This window comes from Nitratireductor lacus (genome assembly GCF_056431025.1).
The window spans coordinates 22,330-42,265 of sequence record NZ_JBWKMB010000024.1 but is presented as its reverse complement, the minus strand read 5'-3'; the positions used below and the strand labels follow the sequence as shown (position 1 = coordinate 42,265).

Sequence of the window (19,936 nt, the reverse complement as noted above, 5' to 3'; positions counted from 1 at the left end):
CCGCCATGGTTGTCTTTGTAATCTCGGTCATGCGTCGATGATGCCATCCTGCGCAAAAACGATCTATCCCTTTCGGGATGCCTTCTCCTCAACGCCCGAACGTGCGGTGCGGCGCTCAAGCTCTTCCATCACCTCGTCGAGCGAAATGCCTTCGAGCGCCAGGACCACGAGCCAATGATAAAGAAGATCGGCACTTTCGGAAATCAGTTCCTGCCTGTCACGCGAGACGGCGGCGATCACCGTTTCAACGGCTTCTTCGCCGAGCTTCTGCGCTGCCTTGGGCGTGCCCTTTGCAAACAGCCTTGCGGTCCAGGAGTTTTCATCGCCCGAGCGCGCACGCTCGGCGATGATGGCTTCGAGACGGGTGAGGTCGAACTGGCTCATGCCTGCTCCGGGGTCTGTGCGGGGTCGAGCCGCATGGGAATGCCCGCCGATGCCATATATGCCTTGGCCTCGCCGATCGTGTAGGTGCCGAAATGAAAGATCGACGCGGCCAGAACGGCACTGGCATGGCCCTCGCGCACGCCTTCGACGAGGTGATCGAGCGTACCGACGCCGCCGGAAGCGATCACCGGCGCACGCACCGCGTCGGCCACGGCGCGGGTCAGCGGGATGTTGTAGCCCGCCTTCGTGCCATCGCGATCCATCGAGGTGAGCAGGATTTCGCCGGCACCGAGATCCACTACCTTTCGGGCGAACTCGACAGCATCGATGCCGGTCGGCGTGCGCCCGCCGTGGGTGAAGATTTCCCAGCGCAGCGGTTCGCCTTCGCCCGACACCTGCTTGGCGTCTATCGCCACGACGATGCACTGATCGCCGAACTTGTCGGCCGCGCGCGCCACCAGTTCCGGGTCCTTCACGGCCGCCGTGTTGATCGACACCTTGTCGGCCCCGGCGAGCAGGAGTTTGCGGATGTCGGAAACCTCGCGCACGCCGCCACCCACGGTGAGTGGCATGAAGCACTGCTCGGCGGTGCGCGCCACGACGTCGAAGATCGTGTCGCGATTGTCGCTGGAGGCGGTGATGTCGAGGAAGCAGAGCTCGTCCGCCCCGGCGGCGTCATAGGCCTTCGCCGCTTCCACCGGATCGCCGGCATCGATCAGATCGACGAAATTGACGCCTTTGACGACGCGGCCGTCCTTCACATCGAGACAGGGAATAACGCGGGCTTTGAGGGTCATTTGTTCACTTTACACACAACTTTAAGTTCCATTAGCCTTGTCAGATGGATTCTTGATCTGCTGACAGCGAATACATATTCTATGCCGATGAGAGTGGCGATCACTCCCTGAGATCCATCGATCCAGCCTATCCCGTATTTTCTTTATCTCTTTGTGGTTTCAAGAAAACCACCTATTGCAGCCGCATCGTTCCCCGTTTTCAGGCCCTGAAATTCCGATATTTCGGACACGATGCAATCATTCTTCACGAGCACGACATCCGCAAACAGAATGGCGCTTTCCGGATATTGACCGACCGTGTTGTCAGGGAAAGTTTTCTTGACGACCTTTCCGACTGCCTCACCAATGCGCCGTTCAAAATCTTCAGCACCGTGATTTACAAGCCGGACCTGAAGCTGGATCTCTTTCCCGAGAATCCCTACGCCATCTCCCTTCGCATCAGTCTCCAGCATGTGTGCGGTTTTCTGAAACGAAATGGACAATTTGGCAAGCGAGCCTACTTCATTTTCGAAAAGCGCGGCGCCAAGGAAGACGGAGAACTGGAGCTCGAGTTTCGCCGGATCGTGTCTGGCCAAAACGATCTTTCCCTTCCACTGGACCGATTTGAGATTGTCTTCTGCGACAAGAAGGCCAATTCGACGGGAATGCAGATCGCCGATCTGACCGCGCGCCCGATTGGATTAAGCATTTTCCGGAAAAATCAGAAAAACCGGGCGTTTGAATTGATCCGCGGCAAACTCCATCGAGGTCGACGTTACAGTCGACCGAGCCAGGGCATCATCGTGCCATAAAAGCGAAAGGCCTCGGATTACTCCAAGGCCCGACGCCGACCGGGAAACCCCAATCCATTTAACCTCAATATAGGGCATCGCCCAAAAATGTCAAGAAAACAGGAGCGATTCCAATCGCTTATGGAAATTAAAGCAAGTGATTCTTTTTGCTGAGAAAATGACTTCTATCCGTTCTTCTGCAGAATTCTCAACGCCTCTGCGGGATCAATCCGCCCGTCATAAAGCGCGCGGCCGGAGATTGCGCCTTCCAGTTTGGTCGCGTCGGGCATGGTCATGCGCACAATGTCGGCGAGGGAGGCGAGGCCGCCCGAGGCGATTACGGGGATGGAAACGGCATCAGCCAGCTCGATGGTCGATTCCCAGTTGATCCCGGTCAGAACACCGTCGCGGTCGATATCAGTGTAGATGATGGCCGCGACGCCCGCGCCTTCGAACCGGCGGGCCAGTTCGATGGCTGAAAGATCGGAGGTTTCCGCCCAGCCTTCCACGGCCACCTTGCCGCCGCGCGCATCAATGCCGACGGCGATCCTGCCCGGAAACGCCCTGCAGGCTTCCTTCACCAGATCGGGATCGCGCACCGCCACGGTGCCGAGGATCACGCGCGACAGGCCCTTGTCGAGCCAGGCCTCGATATGGGCGAGCGTGCGGATGCCGCCGCCAAGCTGTACCGGGTTTTTCGTCGCTTTCAGGATCGCCTCGACGGCATCGCCATTGACGCTCGCGCCGGCGAAAGCGCCATTCAGGTCAACCACATGCAGCCATTCGAAGCCCTGCTCTTCAAAGCTGCGGGCCTGCGCGGCGGGGTCGGTGTTGTAGACCGTCGCCTCGTCCATGTCGCCCAGTTTGAGCCGAACGCACTGGCCGTCTTTCAGGTCGATGGCGGGAAAAAGGATCATGTGTCAGACGCCTTCGATGATGCTGAGCCTGGCTTTCGAAACGGGTTGCCGGAATGTGATCGCATGCTGGTATTCCGGCGAGTGGTAGCAGGCGAGCGCCTGCTCATAGGACGCGAACTCGATGACCACCTGACGGTCGCCCGTCGGTTCCTCCGGCGCAACCGACTGCCCGCCCCGCACCAGAAATTTTGCGCCGTATTTCTCGAAGGCCGCAGCGTTGGCTTCGATGTATTTCCTGTAGCCCTCGAGGTCGGCGATCTCGACCTGCGCGACCCAGTAACCTTTTTTGTCCGCTTCGCTCATCATGGCCTCCAGCGCAGGAAATTGGCGATCAGGGCCAGGCCAAGCGCCTGGCTCTTTTCCGGGTGGAACTGCGTGCCCACCAGATTGTCCCGCGCGACCGTTGCGGTGATCGGCCCGCCATAGTCTGCGGTGGCGAGAATCTCGGCCTCGTTGCGCGCGGCGAAGTGATAGGAATGCACGAAATAGGCGTGCAAACCGTCCGCTCCAGTGGGGATCCCCGCGAAGATCGGGTGCGAATGTTTCACGTGAATCGTGTTCCAGCCGATCTGCGGGATCTTCAGTTTCGGGTCGGACGGGGTCATCTCGACCACATCTCCGGCAATCCAGCCGAGCCCTTCCGTGACCGTCTTCTCCAGCCCGCGTTCGCTCATGAGCTGCATACCGACGCAGATGCCGAGAAAGGGCCGCGCCTGATGGATGGCGACATCCGTGATCGCCTCGACCATGCCCGGCACCGCATCGAGCCCCCGCCGGCAGTCGGCATAGGCACCGACACCCGGCAGAACGATGCGGTCGGCGATGCGGACGGCATCGGCGTCCGCCGTCACGGCGATCTCGGCCGCGATGCCGTTTTCACGTGCGGCACGCTCGAAGGCCTTTGCGGCCGAGCGCAGATTGCCCGAACCGTAATCGATGATCGCAACCTTCATGGTCAGCGCGCTCCAGGATATGTGAAGAGACCAAGCGCCGGCTCGCTGGCACGGCCCGGACCTCTCGCCGGTGCCGGTCTTTCGTTAAGGGCAGGGAGCGGGGTTTCGTTCCCGGCTTCCGCCTTGTCGGAGAGGAGGCCGGCCATGAACCGGGTTTCGGCCTCGTCGCGGCCTGCGGCATCGACAACACCCCATTCGCGCCAGCCGCGCCTCTCAAGCATGGCAACACGCAGATTGCGTGCCTCCAGCGCGAGGAAGAACGACAGACAGAGCGATGCCACCGTTGCCGTTACGGACCAGCCTTCCAGTGTCCCAAGCGCGCCGATGACGAGCGCAGCGGCAAGGGCGGCCAGCGCCTCCAGCCACATGCGATGCCAGAGAAACCACAGAAACGGCATGATGAAAGCCAGAAAAGCAAAGCCGTCGCGTATGAGGACTGCCTGTTCCACATCACCCTCGGGCGGCTCCATCACCACATAGCTTGCCATCGGCCTATCCCTTCAAGCTGCCCTTGGTGGAGGGCACCGCGTTGCCCTGGCGCGGGTCGGCCTCGCAGGCCGTGCGCAACACACGCGCCACCGCCTTGAAGCAGGTCTCGGCGATGTGGTGGCTGTTGGCACCGTAATGGTTGGTCACGTGCAGGGTGATGCCGGCATTCTGCGCCAGCGCCTGAAAGAATTCGCGCACCAGCTCGGTGTCGAACGTGCCGATCTTCTGGGTTGGAAAGTCCACGTCCCAGACGAGAAAGGGGCGGCCGGAAACATCAATTGCGGCGCGTGTCAGGCATTCATCCATGGCAAGGTCGAGCGAGGCATAGCGCGTGATGCCGCGCCGCTCGCCCAGCGCCTCCGAGATGGCCTTGCCCAGAGCAATACCGCAGTCCTCGACCGTGTGGTGATCGTCGATGTGCAGATCGCCATCGGCCTTTACCGTCATGTCGATCAGCGAATGGCGGGAAAGCTGTTCCAGCATATGGTCGAAAAAGCCCACGCCGGTGGCCATCTCAAAGCGGCCTTCGCCGTCGATATCCACTTTGACGGCAATGGCCGTCTCGTTGGTCTTGCGGCTGATTTCGGCGGTGCGCGTCTTGCTGGAAGCCATGGTCTTTCCCTTTGCGCTGCGTGAAGGCCAGCCTTCTAGCAGCATGTTCGGGCAGCGCCAAGCACTCTCACCAATCTCGTCTCTCGCGTTTGCATTCCACGTTGTTCAACTTACATATTCGCTCTGACGGTGCCGTGCCTTATCGGGCGGCGCGAAAAGGAGTGTGCGATGAGCGACGAAAAATCCATGCACGCCACGACAATCGTCACTGTGCGCAAGGGCGGCAGGGTGGTGATTGCCGGAGACGGGCAGGTCAGCCTGGGCAATACCGTGATGAAGGGCAATGCACGCAAGGTGCGGCGCATCGGCAAGGGCAATGTGATTGCCGGCTTTGCCGGGGCGACGGCCGATGCCTTCACCCTTCTGGAGCGGCTGGAGGCCAAGCTGGAACAGTATCCCGAGCAGCTGATGCGCGCCTGTGTCGAGCTGGCCAAGGACTGGCGCACCGACCGCTACCTGCGCCGGCTCGAGGCGATGATGCTGGTCGCCGACAAGAACATCACCCTGGCGCTGACGGGCAATGGCGACGTGCTGGAGCCGGAAGGGGGCATCATGGCCATCGGTTCCGGCGGCAATTTTGCACTCGCCGCGGCGCGTGCGCTCGCCGACACCGACAAGGACGCCGAAGAGATCGCCCGCAGAGCGATGGAGATCGCCGCGTCCATCTGCATCTACACCAATGACAATGTCGTGGTGGAAACGCTCGATGTCGAGTGAACCGGGCCAGATAGACATTATCCCGGTCACGGCCGAGCACTATCCGCTCCTTCTCGACTGGCTCCACCAGCCGCATGTGCGCGAATGGTGGGGCGATCCGGACACGGAACTGGCCCATATCCGTGACATGGTGGAAGGGCGGGACACGACACGGCCTTTCGTGATCCGCCTCGACGGAAAGCCCATCGGTTACATCCAGTACTGGTTCGTTGCCGACAACAGGAGCCCGGATATCCTTGAAAAGGACCCATGGGTGGGCGAACTGCCGGAGGATGCCGTGGGTGTGGATCTGACCATCGGCGAAGAGGCGCTTCTTTCCAGGGGCATTGGCAGCCGTGCCGTCAGGCTGATGGTCCAACGGCTGCTCGATGAAGGCCACGCCAGCATCATCATCGACCCGGATCGTGAAAACCGCCGCGCCGTGCGCGCCTATGAGAAGGCGGGCTTTCGCCCGATCCCTCATCTTGAAGGCCGCACCGGGAGCGTGCTCATCATGCAATACGACAAGAACACGAGACGAACACATGACCACATTTTCCCCGCGCGAGATCGTCTCCGAACTCGATCGCTACATCATCGGCCAGAAAGACGCCAAGCGCGCCGTGGCCATTGCGCTGCGCAACCGCTGGCGCCGCCAGCAGCTCGAGCCGGAGTTGCGCGAAGAGGTGATGCCCAAAAACATCCTCATGATCGGCCCCACCGGCGTCGGCAAGACCGAGATTTCCAGGCGTCTGGCCAAGCTTGCCGGCGCGCCCTTCGTAAAGGTTGAGGCCACGAAATTTACCGAGGTCGGCTATGTGGGCCGCGACGTGGAACAGATCATCCGTGATCTGGTCGAGGTGTCGATCGGCCTGACCCGCGAGAAGATGCGCGAGGATGTCAGAGCCCGCGCCCACATGAACGCCGAAGAGCGTGTGCTTGAAGCGCTGGTGGGCAAAACCGCCAGCCCAGCCACCAAGGACAGCTTCCGTCAGAAGCTGCGCAACGGGGAGCTGGACGACAAGGAAATCGAGGTGGAGGTCTCCGATTCAGGAGGCGGCATGCCCGGTTTCGAGCTTCCCGGCATGCCCGGCGCCAATATCGGCGTTCTGAACATCAACGACATGCTGCAGAAGGCCATGGGCGGCCAGCAGACCAAAAAGCGCAAGACGACGGTCAAGGAATCCTACGAGCTGTTGATCGCCGACGAATCCGACAAGCTGCTCGACCAGGACGAAGTGACCCACCGGGCACTGGAATCGGCGCAGAATGACGGCATCGTCTTCCTCGACGAGATCGACAAGATCGCCACCCGCGAGGGCGGCGTGGGGGCCGGCGTCTCGCGCGAAGGCGTGCAGCGCGACCTGCTTCCGCTGGTTGAAGGCACGACCGTTGCAACGAAATACGGGCCGGTGAAAACCGATCACATTCTGTTCATCGCTTCTGGTGCGTTCCACGTTTCCAAGCCCTCGGACCTTTTGCCCGAGCTCCAGGGCCGCCTGCCGATCCGCGTTGAATTGCGGGCGCTGGAGAAGGACGATTTCCGCCGCATCCTGACGGAAACCGAGGCAAGCCTCATCAAGCAGTATGTGGCTTTGATGGAGACGGAGGGCGTGACGCTCGAATTCACCGATGACGCCATCGACCGGCTTGCAGCCATTGCCGTCGATCTCAATGCGACGGTCGAGAATATTGGCGCACGCAGACTACAGACAGTGATGGAGCGGGTTCTTGACGACATCTCGTTCGATGCGCCCGACCGCTCCGGCAGCGCGCTCAAAATAGATGCAGAATATGTCGACAAGAATGTCGGCGACCTGGCCAGGAATACAGACCTGTCGCGTTTCATACTTTAGGGTCGCGGTACCGGCCGCTGACTGAGTTCATTGCCCTGCCATCTCCGCGTCGGCAGGGCAATGAAGCCGGCTTTTCAAGTGTGACATCTCTGCCGCGGTCGCGGCGTCATCGCGCTCCGGCCGCGAATGTCTCTCGACTTGGTGTCAGGCTTTGCCTAATTTGCCCGCAATCCAGAAAAAAAGAACGACTCGGGGGCGCAAGCAGCGCGACATGGCATCACGGGCTCGATTGGTTATCGGCATTTGTGTCGGCTTGGTCGGCGCGGGTTCATTGCCCGTGGCGGCGGCAAAGCTGGTGCCCGAGGGCAATCGCAACGCCGAGCAGCCGCCCATACCCGGTGTTTCAGCCAAGCGCACCAAATCCGCACAGACCACCTATGACGCCAAATATGGCAAGGTCTATCAGCTTCTGAAGAACGACAGCGGGCTGGTTTCCAAGATCCGTTCCATTTCCGCCAGCTATCAGATCGATCCCGTGCATATGGTGGGAGCCATTGTTGGCGAACATACTTACAATGTGGACGCCTATGACCGGCTGCAAACCTATTATGTGAAGGCGGTCTCCTACCTGAAGAGCGATTTCTCCTTCTCCCATGCCGGTGAGACCGTCGGTCAGTTCATCGAACGGCCGGAATTCGCCGAGTGCGAGAAGGAGAAGGGCAGCTACGACCTGTGGTCCTGCCGTGAAGCGGTTTGGGACAAGGCGTTTCGCGGCAAGAGTGTGGACGGGACGAAATGGCCGAACGACCGCTTCGGTGCCGTGTTCTTCCAGCCCTTTTACGCCGGCCAGACCTTCGGCATCGGTCAGCTCAACCCGCTGACAGCGCTCAAGATGACCGACATGGTGCACAAAGTGTCCGGCTTCAGAAGGATCAGCCATGACAATCCGCAGGAAGTCTACCAGACGATCATGGACCCGGATAAGTCGCTCGCCTATGTCGCGGCGACGGTGAAAAAATCGATCAGCGCCTACAAGCGAATTGCGGATTTTGACATTTCCGGGAACCCCGGCATCACCGCAACGCTCTACAATCTCGGTAATCCCGAAGCGCGCGCTGCGCGGCTGGCAGCCGAAAACCGCATTCTTCGGGCAAAGGGCCAGCGGATAAAGCTTCCCGAAGAGAACTATTACGGCTGGCTGGTGAACGACAAACTGGATGAGCTGAAGGCGCTGTTCCAGGACTCCTGAGCTCACACCGGCAGGATTTTCTACTTTTTCCCGGTCGCACGGTCGCCGGTTATGGTGCGGAGCTGCTTTAGAAGCAGGGTCACCTCGGCGTTCTTCATAGAAGCGATATGCGCCGCCAGAAGATTGGCGAGTTCGGTCGCCTCGGGTGCGAGCCTGGCCGTGTCCACGACAACGCGCGGATGGGAAAGCTCGGCAATGCGCTGCATCTCATCCGCCTCGTCCCAGATCACGTTGAAGTAACCGATGATCTTCTGGATCATCGCCCAGTTGGGCGGGCTCGCACGACCATGTTCCAGCGAAGAAAGATAGGCGGCACTTACACCGATGGACGCCGCCATCTCCTTCTGGCTGACACCGCGCTCCCTGCGAAGCTGACGGATTTTCTCACCGAGCGGTGTCACATCCCGCTCCCGTGCCTGCGCTTCAAACGAATATAGAATGCACCGCCACCGCCATGCCGGCGGCTGGCCTGGTCGATCCCGCTGACAAGCGAAGAAAACGGCGGCGTCGCAAGCCATTGCGGAACGGCGCGCCGCAACACGCCATCGCTACCGAAGGAAGCCCCCTTGCCGGTGATCACGAGCACATGACGCACGCCATCGACATGGGCGCGGCTCAGGAATGAGAGGAGGAGACTGTGCGCCTCGGACTGGGTCAGCCCGTGCAGGTCCACGCGCCCCTCCAGAGCGAGCCGGCCGCGCGCGAGCTTGGTGTGCGTGGGTTTGTCTATCCGCCGCGTCGGATGCGCTTTCGCCGGGGGCGCGTTGTTCTGCTGCGAAGCGCCTGCCGGAGCCTTGCTGCCGGTGTCCTGCGCAACGAGGCGGGTCAACTCGGCCATGGTGTCATCGGTCGGTTCCGGCGGGTCTTCGAGCACCTTGCCCTTCAGCGGCTCGGTCGTGCGCGCCACCCGGTTCCACAGGATGCGGTCTTCCATGCTCAGGCGTTTCGGTGTGTGGCTGGTCATCGATCAGCCTCCCAGAAGCCCGCGTGGAACCAGAGCATAGAAATCCGCTTTGTGGCGGATCACGCCGGCGATCTCGCCTGCCGCTGCGCCACTGCCGATGAAGAGATCGGCCCGCGCAGGCCCGGTGATCGCCGAGCCCGTATCCTGTGCGATCATCAGACGCCGGAAGGGCTGACCATCGACCGCATCGAGTTCGGGCGCGTCGATGAAGAACGGAGTCCCGAATGTGTGCAAAAGCCGGTCGACCGCTATGGAGCGTCCCGGTGCAAGCTGCACCTTGGCGGCGGCCACGGGTCCGAGTTCGGGGGCCCCGGCATCGCTCTCCCGAAAAAAGATAAACGAGCGATTTTGCCACAGAATCTCGTCAATCCGGTCCGGATTTTCCGAAAACCAGGCGCGAATGCTCTGCATTGTGACCGTTTCAGGCGAAAGCTCGCCACGGTCGATCAGAACCCTGCCGGCGCCGGTGAAAGGGTGACCCGATTTGGCGGCATAGGTCACACGCATGGTCGAACCGTCTTCAAGCCGCAGCCGTGCTGCGCCCTGGACGTGGATGAAATAGGCATCCACCCTGTTGTCGAGCCAGACAAGTTCCAGCCCTTGACCCGCCAGGGCTCCGCGAGCGATAGCGCCGCGGTCGTGATACGCCAAAAGGCCGGTGTCCGTCTTTCTGGCGAAGGCGAAATAAGGGTCGAGACCGGGAGGCCGATTGCTCTCGTCGACATCGACCAGATCGTCCGGGCGCTTATAAAGCGGGACGCAGAATCGCTCCGTTTCGACGCGTGAGGCTTCCACTTCCGGTTCATAATACCCGGTTACGAAGCCGGGCCCGCCATCCTCCGCCCGTATGCGGCAGGGGATGAAATGATTTTCGAAGAAGGCGCGGGCCGCCCGCTCATCGGCATCCGGCATGGCGCGGGCTGCCCTGTGCGCCGGGGTAAATGCGGAAAGGGCGATACCGAGAGCGCCCGAGCGATAGGGCTTTATCTCGACTCGTTCGGCCGAGCGTGCAAAGGCACGAAAGGCGGACAGGACCGAATCCTGCCGCCAGCCCGGAATCTTATCGAACGAAACCCGCTCGAGGGTTGGCGAAAGCGCCGCAGGCGGTGCGGCCGTGCACGACGCTCCGCCAGACAAGGATCAATCCTCGGCTTCCGTGGCGACGAGCTTCCAGTTGGGATCGCGGGAGCGCGTATCGCGCGCGAAAGTCCAGACATCCTTGACTTCAGCGACGGTTTCCGGATCGCCGTCGATCACCTCGCCGGCGCTGTCGCGCGTGGCGGAAATCAGCTCACTGACGATGCGCAGTGTGACATGTGCCTCGGAGCCCTTCATCTCGGCGGCAATAATCGTCATGTCGTCAATGCCGACAAAGGAGGATTCAATCTTTTCGCTGCGTTTCTCACGCTCGTCGATGGCAGCGACGAAACCCTCATAGACCTCGCGGGAGAGCAGGTTCTTCAGCGTGCGGCGGTCGCCATCGGCATAGGCCATTACGATCATCTCGTAGGCCATCTTCGCGCCCTCGACGAAACTCTTGGGAGCGAAGGATGCGTCGGCATCCCGGATGGCGCGCATACCCTTGTTCAGATCGGTGCCGGGCTTGGCCGCCTTGTCGATATCGACATAGGTCTGGTCTGGCTCCGCTGCACCCTTGCGGCGCGGGAGGGACACCACGTTTTCGCCATTGGAGGACTGTTCCTTACGGGACGCATTGCGCCCCGCCGTATAGGGGTCGAACGGCGGACGCTCATTGCCCGTGCGCCGGCCCAGCACGTTGCGCAACTGGAAAAAGATCACCACAGCGGCAATCAGAAAGAAAATTGTGCCGAAATCGAAAAATTCCATAACGTCCAGCCAAACGAGCCACTGTGTTCCGCAACACCTGCCGGCTCAGGGCATGTGCAGAGGCGACGGCACCCCGTCCTTACTGGAAATCATATAGAACGGAGGGAGCCATCATTCAAATTATCGGTCAGAATACCTATGTTTTCCCAACTGGCCAGCATGGAACGGCCAGAATCCGCTCAAACACGCAACAAGGCTAACAGGTTCGTGCGCTTTTCGATTGTTCCCTTCCTGCTTCTCGCAATTCCACTTGCCGAGATCGCCATGTTCGTCATGGTCGGCAGCCAGATCGGCGTGTTTCCCACACTGGGCCTCGTGCTGGTGACCGCCGTCGCCGGCTCCATTCTCCTGCGAATCCAGGGGTTCGGGGTTGTACGCCGCATTCAGGAAACCATGAATGAGGGCGGCGTGCCCGGCCGTGACCTGGTGCATGGCATGATGATCATGGTGGCCGGCGTGCTGCTTCTCACGCCCGGTTTCATCACCGATACGCTCGGTTTTCTCCTTTTCGTGCCGGCCATCCGCGATGCAGGCTGGAAATTTCTTCGCAGCCGGATCGTCATCCTGGGCGGCCCGGCATCAGCCGGAAGCCGGCACGCAAACCCTCATGGGCGCGATACCGGGCCGCAGACCATCGATCTTTCTGCGGACGATTACAGCGAATCCGGCGACGAGAATTCGCCCTGGCGCAAACCGGACCGCGAATAGCGGCTACCCCGCCGCGCCTTGTCATGCGCCGAAGCCCATGCTAGCGAGCAGGCAAATCTTAAAGGGGAGCCGCGCGGCTGCCAAACCACGCTCGAGGAAAAACGCATGGCCAAGAAACCAGAAGAAAAGACCGAAGCTGCAAAGGCCGGCAACGGCGCCCAGCCCTCTCTGAACGTGCTGACCCAGTATGTGAAGGATCTTTCCTTTGAAAGCCCGGGTGCACCGCAGTCGCTGCGCGGCCGTTCCGAAGCCCCCGCGATCAACATCAATGTCAACGTCAACGCCAACCCGCTCGGCGATACGGACTACGACGTTGTTTTGACGCTCAATGCCAAGGCCGAGGCCGAGGGCAAGGTTCTTTTCAACGTCGAGCTGGTCTATGGCGGCGTTTTCCGCGTTGCCGGTTTCCCGCAGGAGCACATGCTGCCGGTTCTCTTCATCGAGTGCCCGCGTCTGCTCTTCCCGTTTGCCCGCCAGGTCATTGCCGATACGACGCGTGCCGGCGGCTTCCCTCCGCTGATGATCGATCCGATCGATTTTGCCCGCATGTTCCAGCAGCGCGTTGCCGAGGAACAGGCAAAAGGTCAGGTTCAGGTTTCCTGAACCAGCGATTTTTCAGGATTTTTGGGCGGGGCGGTGCTTTCGGGCGCCGCCCTGTTTCATTTGAGCCGGGTTCTTCCTGCCGCGCCCATGTTTTCAGGCGCGAAAAGTGTGCCAGAGTGACTTTTCGCCAAGCTTCTCCACCAGCGCTTCATGCGCTGCGCGCTCGGCTTCGCTGATCCGGGGAGGCAGGGGGGCCGGCCTTGCTGAAACGGTCACCGAGGCCCGGTCCGTATTGCCTCCCGCATCGTCACCGCTCGTGGAAATCTCAAGACCGAGGGCGGCCTGCTTTCCACCGATCAGTTCGATATAGACTTCGGCGAGAAGTTCTGCATCGAGCAGGGCACCGTGCTTGGTGCGGTGGCTGTTGTCGATCCCATAGCGACGACAGAGTGCATCGAGCGAATTCGGGCCCATCGGGTGTTTGCGTCGGGCAATCGCCAGCGTGTCGACGACCAGACCCGGGTCCACCGGCGGCACGCCGAGCCGGTCGAATTCGGCGTTGATGAAGCCGATGTCGAAATTGGCATTGTGCGCGACGAGCTTTGCGCCATCGATGAATTCGAGGAATTCTTCGAGAATTGCTCCAAACACCGGTTTGTCTGCCAGATCGGCATCGGAAATGCCGTGAACCGCCTGGGCTTCGGGGTGAACGGAGCGCCCCTGCGCATTGATGAAATGGTGCAGCGTGCGGCCGGTGGGAAAGCGGTTGTCCAGTTCGACACAGCCGAGCTCGATCACCCGGTCTTCGTTGGAATCGAGGCCTGTGGTTTCCGTATCAAAAACGATTTCGCGCATTCTTCCGCTCCGGAGGTCGGGTCAAATCCAACATGCGCGCCCGGGATCGGCGACGCAAGGATACCGTCAGGGCGTGTCCGTTTCGGCTGGGGAAAGTTCGTCGATCACGGCTTTCACCGCCTTTCGCGCAGCCTCCATGCCTTTGCCGGTGTCGATGATGAAGTCCGCGCGCCGGCGTTTTTCGGCGTCGGGCACCTGACGCGCGAGAATCCCGGCGAACTTCTCCTCCGTCATGCCGGGACGCGACAGGACCCGTTTGCGCTGCTCTTCCGCCGGTGCGGTCACGACGACAATGCGATCGACGCGATCTTCCCCGCCGATCTCAAAAAGAAGCGGGATGTCGAGCACGACAATGGGGGAGCCTTTTCTCCGGTGTTCGGCGACGAACGTGTCGGCATCCTGCCGCACCAGCGGATGGACAATTTCCTCCAGCGCCCTGAAAGCTTCGGGTTTCCCCAGCACCGCCTCGGCGAGGCGCGCCCTGTCCACCGTGCCGTCTGTCACCGTTCCGGGAAAGCGCGCCGCAATCAATGGAGCGGCGGCACCCGAATAGAGGCGATGGACCGCAGCATCGGAATCGTGAACCGGCACGCCTTCATCCATGAACATTTTGCCGGTGGTGGACTTTCCCATGCCGATAGAGCCGGTCAGGCCAAGAACAGTGGTCATGATGCATCCCCGCCCGCGAGCACATGATCCCGCAGTGCGCCCGTTACCACCGGCCGGACACCGAACCAGCGCTCGAAGCCAGGCACAGCCTGATGCAGCAACATGCCGAGGCCATCGACCCACGCGAGGCCCCGGCCCTCGGCGGCGGCGAGAAGATCTGTCTTGAGCGGGGCATAGACGATGTCGCTTACAATTGCTTGTTCAGGCAGGGGATCGAGCGAAATTTCCAGCGGCGGCTGACCGGTCATGCCGAGCGCGCTCGTGTTGACCAGAAGATCGGCATTGCCGAGGAGCGCGGGCAGATCTTCCCAGCCATGAGCGCTGACGCCAGTGCCGAAACGCACCGCCAGTTCCTGCGCGCGCGCAAGCGTGCGGTTGACCACGCATATATTTTTATAGCCGGCTTTTTGAATGGCATGGATGATGGCGCGCGCCGCACCACCGGCGCCGAGGACAACCGCCGTTTCGCCATTCGTCCAGTTGGGAGCGCCGGCGCTCAGATGTGCCGCAAAACCGTAGGCATCCGTGTTTCCGCCAATCAGTTTGCCGGATTCAAACCACAGCGTGTTGACCGCGCCGATCATCTCCGCCGCTTCGTCACACCGGTGAACCGCGGCAAAGGCCGCTTCCTTGTGGGGCAGAGTGACATTGCCGCCGGCATACCCAGTCGCTGGCAAATCACCAAGAAAGGCATCGAAATCCAGCGGGGCGACGTCCAGCTTTTCATAGCTGCCGTCGATGCCATGCTCGGCAAGCCAAAACCCGTGAATGAGCGGCGAACGGGAATGGGCGATCGGGTGCCCACAGACGAAAGCGCGAATCTCAGCCATCGATGGCCCCCAAGCTACGAAGTTCAGCAAGGAGCGGCAGAAGAGGCAGGCCGACAATGGTGAATGTATCGCCTTCGATCTTCTCAAAGAGCTGAATGCCTTCGCCCTCGATCTGGTAGGCGCCGACGCTCGCAAGTGCCTTTTCGCCCACATTGGAGAGGTGCCGCCCGACGAAGGCGGGATCGAGATCGCGCATGGTGAGGCGGGCAACGCCCACATGCCGCCAGATCACCCCGCCATCACGGGCGATGACCACGGCGCTGTTGAGCTGATGCGTGCGACCGGAAAGTTTCAGGAGGTGGCGGCGCGCACCCTCCATGTCCGCCGGCTTGTGGAACACCTCATCACCCAGCGAGAGCGTCTGATCCGCACCAATGACAACCGCACCGGGCTCTCGTTCAGAAACGTCAACGGCCTTGGCCTCCGCCAAAATCTGGGCAAGTGTTTCAGGATCGGCGCCGCTGCCCTCCAGTGTTTTTTCCACGGCGCGCTCGTCAATCTCGGAGCGTTCAACGCGGAAGACAACACCGGCATCGCGCAGCATTTTCTGGCGAAAGGCGCTGCCGGAGGCCAGGACGATGGCGGGCCTGTTGGTCATGTCGTCACCCTCTGTTTTCTCGTGCCTTCGCATACAATGCGAGAATGGCCGCTGCGGTTTCCTCGATGGAGCGGCGGGTTACATCGATTACCGGCCAGCCATGGCGTGTGCAGAGCTGGCGCGCATAGGCGATCTCGCGGGAGATCGTCACGCGGTCGGTATAGGGGTTGAAGGCGTTTTCATCCACCGATCCCAGAATCCGGTTCTGGCGGATCTGCGAAATGCGTTCGGCAGAGGCGACCAGTCCGACGATCAGGGGCCTTTTCGCTGCTGCGAGCGCTTCCGGCAGTTTTATGTCGAGCACGATGGGCACGTTTGCGGTCTTCACACCACGATTGGCCAGATAGATGCTGGTCGGCGTCTTGGACGTGCGGGATATGCCGACGAGGATGACATCCGCTTCCTCGACATCGAGCGGAAGCTGACCGTCGTCATGCTCCATGGTGAAATTGAGCGCCTCGATGCGGTGAAAATACTGCGCATCCAGAACATGCTGCGCGCCGACCCGACGGCCGGCGGGGGTTCCCAGATAAGACTGGAAGACCATCAGAACGGGTTCGAGAACCGACACGCAGGGCAGGCCGAGCGCAGCGCAGCTTTCATCCACCTGACGGGCAAGCTTCTGGTCCACCACCGTATAAAGCACGATGCCGGGCTCGCGCTCCACCTCGTCAAGCACACGGGCGAGCTGCTTCTCGTTTCGAATCAGCGGGTAGATGTGCTCGATCGCCCGCGCGTCCTTGTATTGCGCGGCTGCGGCGCGTCCTGCGGCCAGCAGAGTCTCACCGGTCGCATCAGAAATCATGTGAAGATGGAAGAAGCGTTGCGGTTGTTGCACGGATTTTTGCCCCGCCATGTGGATGCCTGTTGATAACGCGGGCCCGAAAAAATGGCGAGGCCGCACCCTTTGATAACTCCACCCGTTCTTCCACAGACAGGCCCCGTGTGAATTGCGATCGTCCCATGTGGAGAACAATCGACAATCCCTGAACCTTCCTTCACCGTCCACTGGGCGAGGTCAACCGAAATCGCTACAGCCTATTGAATCTGCGTGCTGAATCCGCATTATCCCCGCTCTTCTGAAGATGTGCATTTCCACGAGGCGCGGCAATAAGACCGGGCTTGCGATGCGCAAAACCGTGGACAGATTTGAATCCACATTACAAACAGAGTCTAAGAATCAGAAGAATCTTCAGATCTGTAATTATCTTTTGAATCCTGACTGTGGAGCAGCCTGATGGGGCAGCGGAAAATCCTTGATGTGCTTAGAGGCGAGACGGTGTTTCCGCCTCCCGTCTGGATGATGCGCCAGGCAGGACGATATCTGCCGGAATACCGGGAAATCCGGAAACAGGCAGGGAGCTTTCTCGATCTCTGCTACAACCCCGATCTGGCAGTGGAAGTGACATTGCAGCCGATCCGACGTTTCGGCTTTGATGCATCGATCCTCTTTTCCGATATTCTCGTCGTGCCGCACGCGCTGGGTCGCGATCTGCGCTTCGAGGAGGGCAGGGGTCCGCTTCTGACGCCCATCGATGCGAGCGGTATCGCAAAGCTTGAGACATCGGGTTTTCACGATCATCTGGCTCCGGTCTACGAGACGGTGCGGCGGCTTCGCAGGGAGCTTCCCGATGAAACGACACTGCTCGGGTTCTGCGGAGCGCCCTGGACGGTGGCGACCTACATGATTGCCGGGCATGGCACGCCGGACCAGGCACCGGCCCGCATGTTCGCTCTTGAGCAGCCGGAGGCCTTTTCCGCACTGATCAACCGCCTTGCGGACTGTTCCGCCGATTATCTCATCCGCCAGATCGATGCCGGCGCCGATGCCGTGCAGATATTCGATTCCTGGGCGGGCGTTCTCGACGAGCTCTCTTTCGAGCGGTGGTGCGTGAAGCCGGTGGCGCGGATGGTGGCGAAGGTGCGGGAAAAGCACCCCGACACACCGATCATCGGCTTTCCGAAGGGAGCAGGCGCGCTTTACGCGGGCTATCGCCGGGAGACGGGCGTGACGGCACTCGGGCTCGACTGGACGGTTCCTCTGGGCACAGCGCGCCGCCTGCAGGCCGAGGGGGCGGTGCAGGGCAATCTGGACCCGCTGAGGCTGATTGCCGGCGGAGAGGCGCTCCACGAGGGCGTGGACGCCATTGTGGAGGCGCTGCGGCATGGGCCGTTCATCTTCAACCTTGGCCACGGCATCACGCCAAAGACGCCGGTTGAGCATGTGGAAGCGATGCTGAAACGAATTCGGGAGGCCGAGTGATGGCTGCGGGCGACACGGGCGGCAAAAAGGCTGCAGGCAGGGCTTTCGCGGCGCTGGCGATCTTTATCGCCCTGACAGCGCTTCTGTTTTTCTACAATCCGTCCGGTTTTTATCTCTGGGCCAAGGCCATTCATGTGATCGCGGTGATCGCCTGGATGGCGGGCATGCTCTACCTGCCGCGTCTCTTCGTCTATCACGCGGATGCCGCGCCGGGATCGGAGACGTCCGAGACCTTCAAGATCATGGAAGGGCGCCTCTTACGGCTGATCATCAACCCGGCGATGATGGTCACATGGGTGCTCGGCCTGTGGCTTGCGTGGAGCGGCTTCGGCTTCTCCGGCGGATGGCTGCATGCCAAGATTGCGCTGGTGGTGGCGATGTCGGGCGTGCACGGCTATTTCTCCGCCGCCGTGCGCCGGTTTGCCGCCGACCAGAACACGAAGCCGGCGCGTCATTGGCGTATAATGAACGAAGTGCCGACGCTTCTGATGATCGTCATCGTCATCCTTGTTATCGTCAAACCCTTCTGATACGGGTTTCGAAGACCGCCCATGACATGGAACCGGGAAAGTCGTCTTGCCCTTTGGCAGAGACGGCGGTAAGAGATGGTTCCTTCCTTTTAGTCCGGTTCCACGAATATCTTCCGTTTCGAGTGAAACCGGCCGGCTTCAAATACGCCTACCTCCACCTTTTCCGTTGCCTTTCCAGAGTCCGCACATGCAGGAAATGAAACTCCAAGAGCTGAAAAGCAAATCGCCAACCGATCTCATTGCGTTCGCAGAATCGCTTGAGGTTGAGAACGCCAGCATCATGCGCAAGCAGGAGCTGATGTTCGCGATCTTAAAGAAGCTCTCCACCCAGGATATCGAGATCATCGGTGAGGGTGTCGTCGAAGTGCTGCAGGATGGCTTCGGCTTTCTCCGCTCGGCAACAGCCAATTATCTGCCGGGTCCCGACGATATCTACATCTCCCCCTCGCAGATTCGCCGCTTCTCGCTGAAAACCGGCGATACGGTCGAGGGTCCGATCCGCAGCCCCAAGGAAGGCGAGCGCTACTTCGCCCTTCTCAAGGTCAACACGATCAATTTCGAGGATCCGGAGAAGATCCGCCACAAGATCCATTTCGACAACCTGACCCCGCTCTATCCCGATGAGCGGCTGAACATGGAAATCGAAGATCCGACGAAGAAAGACCTGTCGGCGCGCGTGATCGACCTCGTGGCGCCGCTCGGCAAGGGCCAGCGTGGCCTGATCGTTGCGCCGCCGCGTACGGGTAAGACGGTTCTTCTGCAGAACATCGCCCATTCGATCACGTCGAATCACCCGGAATGTTTCCTGATCGTTCTTCTGATCGACGAGCGTCCGGAAGAAGTGACCGACATGCAGCGCTCGGTGAATGGCGAGGTGATTTCCTCCACCTTCGACGAGCCGGCTTCTCGCCACGTGCAGGTCGCCGAGATGGTGATCGAGAAGGCGAAGCGTCTGGTCGAGCATGGCCGCGACGTGGTCATCCTGCTCGATTCGATCACGCGTCTGGGCCGCGCCTACAACACGGTGGTGCCGTCTTCCGGCAAGGTTCTGACCGGCGGTGTCGATGCCAACGCGCTGCAGCGTCCGAAGCGCTTCTTCGGCGCGGCACGCAACATCGAGGAGGGCGGTTCTCTGACGATCATCGCGACCGCGCTCATCGATACGGGCAGCCGCATGGACGAAGTGATCTTCGAGGAGTTCAAGGGAACGGGCAATTCGGAAATCGTGCTCGACCGCAAGGTCGCCGACAAGCGCATCTTCCCGGCCATCGACATTCTCAAGTCCGGCACCCGTAAGGAAGACCTCCTCATCGCGCGCCAGGATCTGCAGAAGATTTTCGTTCTGCGCCGCATTCTGGCGCCGATGGGCACCACGGACGCCATCGAGTTCCTGAACGACAAGCTGAAGCAGACCAAAACCAATTCGGAGTTCTTCGATTCGATGAACACCTGATTGCGGTTCTGA

The 19,936-nt window shown here is 60.7% G+C and carries 25 protein-coding genes and 1 pseudogene; 10 read left to right on the top strand and 16 right to left on the bottom strand.

Annotated elements, in window-relative coordinates; translation table 11 throughout:
* Positions 1 to 63: 63 nt before the first annotated feature.
* Positions 64 to 384: a phosphoribosyl-ATP diphosphatase gene (locus AC07E3_RS18095; RefSeq protein WP_336070867.1), complete on the bottom strand. Its 321-nt coding sequence runs from the start codon at positions 382 to 384 to the stop codon at positions 64 to 66.
* On the bottom strand, positions 381 to 1,181 hold the full coding sequence (hisF, locus tag AC07E3_RS18090) for an imidazole glycerol phosphate synthase subunit HisF (protein ID WP_478363828.1): 801 nt from the start codon (positions 1,179 to 1,181) through the stop codon (positions 381 to 383). The genes AC07E3_RS18095 and hisF overlap by 4 nt, the downstream gene beginning before the upstream one ends.
* A 74-nt stretch (positions 1,182 to 1,255) precedes the next feature.
* Between hisF and AC07E3_RS18085 the strand changes: the two genes are divergently transcribed.
* Entirely contained in the window at positions 1,256 to 1,972 is a 717-nt protein-coding gene (locus AC07E3_RS18085) for a DUF3800 domain-containing protein (protein ID WP_478363846.1), read from the top strand.
* Between the two features lie 164 nt (positions 1,973 to 2,136).
* On the opposite strand, the gene hisA is transcribed toward AC07E3_RS18085, so the two are convergent.
* Genes hisA through hisB form a run of 5 tightly spaced genes read right to left on the bottom strand, consistent with a single transcriptional unit; the run spans position 2,137 to position 4,922 of the window.
* Complete coding sequence (gene hisA, locus AC07E3_RS18080) at positions 2,137 to 2,868, bottom strand: 1-(5-phosphoribosyl)-5-[(5-phosphoribosylamino)methylideneamino]imidazole-4-carboxamide isomerase (RefSeq protein WP_478363826.1); 732 nt, start codon at positions 2,866 to 2,868, stop codon at positions 2,137 to 2,139.
* Positions 2,869 to 2,871: 3 nt separating this feature from the next.
* Positions 2,872 to 3,171 (bottom strand): DUF1330 domain-containing protein, encoded by a 300-nt coding sequence (locus AC07E3_RS18075; RefSeq protein WP_336070875.1) that lies wholly within the window; start codon positions 3,169 to 3,171, stop codon positions 2,872 to 2,874.
* Positions 3,171 to 3,821 (bottom strand): imidazole glycerol phosphate synthase subunit HisH, encoded by a 651-nt coding sequence (gene hisH, locus AC07E3_RS18070; RefSeq protein WP_478363823.1) that lies wholly within the window; start codon positions 3,819 to 3,821, stop codon positions 3,171 to 3,173. Before hisH ends, AC07E3_RS18075 begins: the two co-directional genes overlap by 1 nt.
* Positions 3,822 to 3,823: 2 nt before the next feature.
* Positions 3,824 to 4,309 (bottom strand): DUF2628 domain-containing protein, encoded by a 486-nt coding sequence (locus AC07E3_RS18065; RefSeq protein WP_478363821.1) that lies wholly within the window; start codon positions 4,307 to 4,309, stop codon positions 3,824 to 3,826.
* Between the two features lie 4 nt (positions 4,310 to 4,313).
* Positions 4,314 to 4,922 carry an imidazoleglycerol-phosphate dehydratase HisB gene (hisB, locus tag AC07E3_RS18060; protein WP_322340163.1) on the bottom strand — a complete coding sequence of 203 codons (609 nt, stop codon included), beginning with the start codon at positions 4,920 to 4,922 and terminating at the stop codon, positions 4,314 to 4,316.
* A gap of 168 nt (positions 4,923 to 5,090) precedes the next feature.
* Here hisB and hslV point away from each other — a divergent pair, with 168 nt between their 5' ends.
* The 4 genes and pseudogenes from hslV (at position 5,091) to AC07E3_RS18040 (ending at position 8,663) form a co-directional block, all read left to right on the top strand.
* Positions 5,091 to 5,639 carry an ATP-dependent protease subunit HslV gene (gene hslV, locus AC07E3_RS18055; RefSeq protein ID WP_065816749.1) on the top strand — a complete coding sequence of 183 codons (549 nt, stop codon included), beginning with the start codon at positions 5,091 to 5,093 and terminating at the stop codon, positions 5,637 to 5,639.
* Positions 5,602 to 6,042: pseudogene (locus tag AC07E3_RS18050) on the top strand (GNAT family N-acetyltransferase); the annotation flags it as partial. The gene hslV and the pseudogene AC07E3_RS18050, both read left to right, overlap by 38 nt.
* 121 nt (positions 6,043 to 6,163) lie before the next feature.
* Complete coding sequence (gene hslU / locus AC07E3_RS18045; RefSeq protein ID WP_336070884.1) at positions 6,164 to 7,474, top strand: ATP-dependent protease ATPase subunit HslU; 1,311 nt, start codon at positions 6,164 to 6,166, stop codon at positions 7,472 to 7,474.
* Positions 7,475 to 7,685: 211 nt separating this feature from the next.
* Positions 7,686 to 8,663: a DUF1402 family protein gene (locus AC07E3_RS18040; protein ID WP_065816752.1), complete on the top strand. Its 978-nt coding sequence runs from the start codon at positions 7,686 to 7,688 to the stop codon at positions 8,661 to 8,663.
* A gap of 20 nt (positions 8,664 to 8,683) precedes the next feature.
* Here AC07E3_RS18040 and AC07E3_RS18035 read toward each other — a convergent pair whose 3' ends face one another.
* Genes AC07E3_RS18035 through AC07E3_RS18020 form a run of 4 tightly spaced genes read right to left on the bottom strand, consistent with a single transcriptional unit; the run spans position 8,684 to position 11,475 of the window.
* Complete coding sequence (locus AC07E3_RS18035) at positions 8,684 to 9,064, bottom strand: helix-turn-helix domain-containing protein (RefSeq protein WP_336070887.1); 381 nt, start codon at positions 9,062 to 9,064, stop codon at positions 8,684 to 8,686.
* On the bottom strand, positions 9,061 to 9,627 hold the full coding sequence (locus AC07E3_RS18030) for a Smr/MutS family protein (protein WP_478363817.1): 567 nt from the start codon (positions 9,625 to 9,627) through the stop codon (positions 9,061 to 9,063). The genes AC07E3_RS18035 and AC07E3_RS18030 overlap by 4 nt, the downstream gene beginning before the upstream one ends.
* 3 nt (positions 9,628 to 9,630) lie before the next feature.
* Complete coding sequence (mltA, locus tag AC07E3_RS18025; protein WP_478363815.1) at positions 9,631 to 10,764, bottom strand: murein transglycosylase A; 1,134 nt, start codon at positions 10,762 to 10,764, stop codon at positions 9,631 to 9,633.
* Between the two features lie 3 nt (positions 10,765 to 10,767).
* Positions 10,768 to 11,475, bottom strand: coding sequence for a Tim44/TimA family putative adaptor protein (locus tag AC07E3_RS18020; RefSeq protein ID WP_322340167.1), 708 nt, complete (start codon positions 11,473 to 11,475; stop codon positions 10,768 to 10,770).
* 207 nt (positions 11,476 to 11,682) lie between these two features.
* Here AC07E3_RS18020 and AC07E3_RS18015 point away from each other — a divergent pair, with 207 nt between their 5' ends.
* A complete protein-coding gene (locus AC07E3_RS18015; RefSeq protein ID WP_478363813.1) occupies positions 11,683 to 12,183 on the top strand; it encodes an FxsA family protein in 501 nt (166 codons plus the stop codon).
* A 105-nt stretch (positions 12,184 to 12,288) separates the two neighbouring features.
* Positions 12,289 to 12,786 carry a protein-export chaperone SecB gene (gene secB / locus AC07E3_RS18010; protein ID WP_007009127.1) on the top strand — a complete coding sequence of 166 codons (498 nt, stop codon included), beginning with the start codon at positions 12,289 to 12,291 and terminating at the stop codon, positions 12,784 to 12,786.
* 93 nt (positions 12,787 to 12,879) lie between these two features.
* Here secB and dnaQ read toward each other — a convergent pair whose 3' ends face one another.
* The 5 genes from dnaQ to AC07E3_RS17985 form a co-directional block, all read right to left on the bottom strand.
* The gene (gene dnaQ / locus AC07E3_RS18005) at positions 12,880 to 13,581 is read right to left on the bottom strand and encodes a DNA polymerase III subunit epsilon (RefSeq protein WP_478363811.1); all 702 of its coding nucleotides are present in this window, start codon (positions 13,579 to 13,581) and stop codon (positions 12,880 to 12,882) included.
* Positions 13,582 to 13,647: 66 nt separating this feature from the next.
* Positions 13,648 to 14,250, bottom strand: coding sequence for a dephospho-CoA kinase (gene coaE / locus AC07E3_RS18000; RefSeq protein WP_478363809.1), 603 nt, complete (start codon positions 14,248 to 14,250; stop codon positions 13,648 to 13,650).
* Positions 14,247 to 15,080 (bottom strand): shikimate dehydrogenase, encoded by an 834-nt coding sequence (locus AC07E3_RS17995; RefSeq protein ID WP_478363807.1) that lies wholly within the window; start codon positions 15,078 to 15,080, stop codon positions 14,247 to 14,249. Before AC07E3_RS17995 ends, coaE begins: the two co-directional genes overlap by 4 nt.
* Complete coding sequence (locus tag AC07E3_RS17990; RefSeq protein ID WP_478363805.1) at positions 15,073 to 15,678, bottom strand: Maf-like protein; 606 nt, start codon at positions 15,676 to 15,678, stop codon at positions 15,073 to 15,075. The genes AC07E3_RS17995 and AC07E3_RS17990 overlap by 8 nt, the downstream gene beginning before the upstream one ends.
* A gap of 4 nt (positions 15,679 to 15,682) precedes the next feature.
* On the bottom strand, positions 15,683 to 16,516 hold the full coding sequence (locus AC07E3_RS17985) for a pyruvate, water dikinase regulatory protein (protein WP_478363803.1): 834 nt from the start codon (positions 16,514 to 16,516) through the stop codon (positions 15,683 to 15,685).
* A gap of 399 nt (positions 16,517 to 16,915) precedes the next feature.
* Between AC07E3_RS17985 and hemE the strand changes: the two genes are divergently transcribed.
* The 3 genes from hemE (at position 16,916) to rho (ending at position 19,924) form a co-directional block, all read left to right on the top strand.
* Positions 16,916 to 17,941 (top strand): uroporphyrinogen decarboxylase, encoded by a 1,026-nt coding sequence (hemE, locus tag AC07E3_RS17980; protein ID WP_478363801.1) that lies wholly within the window; start codon positions 16,916 to 16,918, stop codon positions 17,939 to 17,941.
* Positions 17,941 to 18,471 carry a protoporphyrinogen oxidase HemJ gene (gene hemJ / locus AC07E3_RS17975; protein ID WP_336070905.1) on the top strand — a complete coding sequence of 177 codons (531 nt, stop codon included), beginning with the start codon at positions 17,941 to 17,943 and terminating at the stop codon, positions 18,469 to 18,471. Before hemE ends, hemJ begins: the two co-directional genes overlap by 1 nt.
* Before the next feature lie 187 nt (positions 18,472 to 18,658).
* Entirely contained in the window at positions 18,659 to 19,924 is a 1,266-nt protein-coding gene (gene rho, locus AC07E3_RS17970) for a transcription termination factor Rho (protein WP_113153616.1), read from the top strand.
* Positions 19,925 to 19,936: the final 12 nt, after the last annotated feature.

Coding starts and splice junctions, on each gene's coding strand:
- hisA (WP_478363826.1), bottom strand. CDS start 2,868: ATGATCCTTTTTCCCGCCATCGACCTGAAAGACGGCCAGTGCGTTCGG.
- AC07E3_RS18075 (WP_336070875.1), bottom strand. CDS start 3,171: ATGAGCGAAGCGGACAAAAAAGGTTACTGGGTCGCGCAGGTCGAGATC.
- dnaQ (WP_478363811.1), bottom strand. CDS start 13,581: ATGCGCGAAATCGTTTTTGATACGGAAACCACAGGCCTCGATTCCAAC.
- AC07E3_RS18095 (WP_336070867.1), bottom strand. CDS start 384: ATGAGCCAGTTCGACCTCACCCGTCTCGAAGCCATCATCGCCGAGCGT.
- hisB (WP_322340163.1), bottom strand. CDS start 4,922: ATGGCTTCCAGCAAGACGCGCACCGCCGAAATCAGCCGCAAGACCAAC.
- hslV (WP_065816749.1), top strand. CDS start 5,091: ATGAGCGACGAAAAATCCATGCACGCCACGACAATCGTCACTGTGCGC.
- AC07E3_RS17995 (WP_478363807.1), bottom strand. CDS start 15,080: ATGGCTGAGATTCGCGCTTTCGTCTGTGGGCACCCGATCGCCCATTCC.
- AC07E3_RS18030 (WP_478363817.1), bottom strand. CDS start 9,627: ATGACCAGCCACACACCGAAACGCCTGAGCATGGAAGACCGCATCCTG.
- hisF (WP_478363828.1), bottom strand. CDS start 1,181: ATGACCCTCAAAGCCCGCGTTATTCCCTGTCTCGATGTGAAGGACGGC.
- hslU (WP_336070884.1), top strand. CDS start 6,164: ATGACCACATTTTCCCCGCGCGAGATCGTCTCCGAACTCGATCGCTAC.
- hemJ (WP_336070905.1), top strand. CDS start 17,941: ATGGCTGCGGGCGACACGGGCGGCAAAAAGGCTGCAGGCAGGGCTTTC.
- secB (WP_007009127.1), top strand. CDS start 12,289: ATGGCCAAGAAACCAGAAGAAAAGACCGAAGCTGCAAAGGCCGGCAAC.
- AC07E3_RS18040 (WP_065816752.1), top strand. CDS start 7,686: ATGGCATCACGGGCTCGATTGGTTATCGGCATTTGTGTCGGCTTGGTC.
- hemE (WP_478363801.1), top strand. CDS start 16,916: ATGGGGCAGCGGAAAATCCTTGATGTGCTTAGAGGCGAGACGGTGTTT.
- hisH (WP_478363823.1), bottom strand. CDS start 3,821: ATGAAGGTTGCGATCATCGATTACGGTTCGGGCAATCTGCGCTCGGCC.
- AC07E3_RS18020 (WP_322340167.1), bottom strand. CDS start 11,475: ATGGAATTTTTCGATTTCGGCACAATTTTCTTTCTGATTGCCGCTGTG.
- coaE (WP_478363809.1), bottom strand. CDS start 14,250: ATGACCACTGTTCTTGGCCTGACCGGCTCTATCGGCATGGGAAAGTCC.
- AC07E3_RS18065 (WP_478363821.1), bottom strand. CDS start 4,309: ATGGCAAGCTATGTGGTGATGGAGCCGCCCGAGGGTGATGTGGAACAG.
- AC07E3_RS17990 (WP_478363805.1), bottom strand. CDS start 15,678: ATGACCAACAGGCCCGCCATCGTCCTGGCCTCCGGCAGCGCCTTTCGC.
- rho (WP_113153616.1), top strand. CDS start 18,659: ATGCAGGAAATGAAACTCCAAGAGCTGAAAAGCAAATCGCCAACCGAT.